Annotated in this window: 2 protein-coding genes; both read left to right on the top strand. The window is 65.4% G+C overall.

Annotation, left to right across the window (positions count from 1 at the left end; genetic code table 11):
- The first annotated feature begins 99 nt into the window (after positions 1-99).
- Complete coding sequence (locus A5777_RS25035; protein WP_197502347.1) at positions 100-264, top strand: hypothetical protein; 165 nt, start codon at positions 100-102, stop codon at positions 262-264.
- A 25-nt stretch (positions 265-289) separates the two neighbouring features.
- Positions 290-1,978 (top strand): signal peptidase I, encoded by a 1,689-nt coding sequence (locus A5777_RS10275; RefSeq protein ID WP_197502346.1) that lies wholly within the window; start codon positions 290-292, stop codon positions 1,976-1,978.
- The last annotated feature ends 96 nt before the right edge of the window (positions 1,979-2,074 follow it).

Raw genomic sequence — 2,074 nt, 5'->3', positions numbered from 1 at the left:
GAATTCGAGACCATCATCAACCACGAGGCCCCTCAGGCCGCGTGACTAACCCTGTCACCTATCCGTGCACCAGGCCCCTACGTTCCGTGGCCGAGCTGGGTGACCGGAAAGACATACCCCTGGATCGGTACGCGTGCGCTTGCCGCAGGCCAGTCGGAGACGCTGTGCGTCTGGTTCGCCGTCGACCCGGATGTGCTCTACACGGCCGACGAGAACGAAGGTGTCACCTCCACCTTCACGTTCACAGCGACGCAGGCGAACTGAGATGCGCACAATAGCGCGAGAACTCGTGCTTACCATCGGTGCAGCCCTCGGCCTCCTGTGCATCGGGTTCGCAATCGCAGCGCACGCGTTCGGGATTGCACCACTGATCGTCCGCTCGGGGTCGATGGCTCCGACCCTGCCGGTCGGTTCACTGGCACTCGCCGCTCCCGTACACGGCACCGACGTGCGTCCGGGCGACGTCGTGTCGATCTCTCGGCCGGACGGAAGCCGAATCACACACCGCGTGATCAGCACCGCCGCAGCGTCGCAGGTAGCGGTGACCGCCTATCTGAAGGGCGACGCCAATCAGTTCCCCGACCCGGCACCCTATGTCATCGGAGATGCACATCGGGTCGTCGTGACGATTCCGCTCGCCGGCTACGCTGCGTCGTGGATGCAGACACCTGCGGGCCGCATTCTGCTCGGCACAGCCTCGATCGCTTTGGTGTATCTGACTTTTCGACGCCGCCGGGGGTCCAGGACGGATGACCGTGGAACTACGAGAGACGGGGCCGGATCCACGCCCGGGAACCGGGGTCCAGAGCCGCGCGTACCAGCAGCGGGTCATCGCGCACGACACACCACCGCCACGGCAGGTGTCGCGACCGCGGTGACACTGGCGCTTGCCACGCAGCAGGTCGGAGCCGCACACGCGGCGTCGCTCACCGACGTTGCGGTGATGTCCAGTTCGATCAGCATGGGCACGTTCGGCAACTCGATCCCGAATGATCGCGGCGCTGTCATCATCGCCACCGCGGGGAGCGCGTCTGGCTGCAAGATCAGTTGGACCGCACCGTCATCCGGCTTCTCGGTGCGGGTGTCGTTCCTACCGAAAGGTGTTGCAGTCCCGGCCGATCACGACCCGACACCGACGACCTACCAATCGGAATACACGCTGACCGCAGGCACCCTCAGCTACGTCGCGACCGCGCCGACAGATGTGGTCGGCACCGACACGACGGCCGCCAGCGGGCAGATCTTCACCGTCCGCACGGTGCGCACGGCGGATCAGATGGTCTCGGCGAACTTCGCGTACGGTTACGTGTACCGCGCCTCGTCAACGAGCAACTACAACTGCGGAGTGCGCTCGGTCGACGGCAACGTGAACTACACCTGGCCCGCAACGTCGTCGGGCGTGCAGAGTCTCGCGCTCAAAGCCGATGTCGCAGCGTCGACCTCGAGCACGACCAGCAGCTCCGCCGCGAGTTCGACGTCCAGCAGCGCGGCATCGAGTTCGTCGGCCGCACAGTCGAGTTCGTCGACGGCAGCACAGTCGAGCAGCAGTGGGACGTCGAGCTCGACGTCGGCTGCAGGCTCGTCGACTTCACCGTCGAGCTCATCCCTTTCGACCACCACGGTCACTTCGACGGCCATCGCCACCGGGCCAGGCGCCACGTCACCGTCGAAATCTGTGAGCGCATCGCTCACCGGAACGACACTCACTCTGACCGATACAGCCTCGGGCGCAACTGTATTCACCGACACGGTGCAGTCGGGTTCGACACTCACCTGGGACGCCACCGACGACATCCTGACCGTCCACCAGCCCGACGGCAGCAGCGTCCTGGTCAAGAAGGCCGGCGACGCGTGGCAGTCCTACGACATCGCCACCACAACTGTCGCGCCAACCACGACGCCCCCGGTCGCCACGACGTCGAGCAACCAGCCCAGCGCCGCATCGTCGACCGGAGTCACAGCTCCGTCAGCGGGCTGACTGGACGATCCGTGCGGGTTTTGTGTCGGAAACCGGCTCAAAACCCATACGGATCGCTGACACCTCTACGACGACGACCCCGTCTCCCTCCATGGG

It is taken from the genome of Gordonia sp. 852002-10350_SCH5691597 (assembly GCF_001665715.1).
Taxonomy (GTDB): domain Bacteria; phylum Actinomycetota; class Actinomycetes; order Mycobacteriales; family Mycobacteriaceae; genus Gordonia; species Gordonia sputi.
This window is presented reverse-complemented; position numbering and strand designations above follow the sequence as displayed.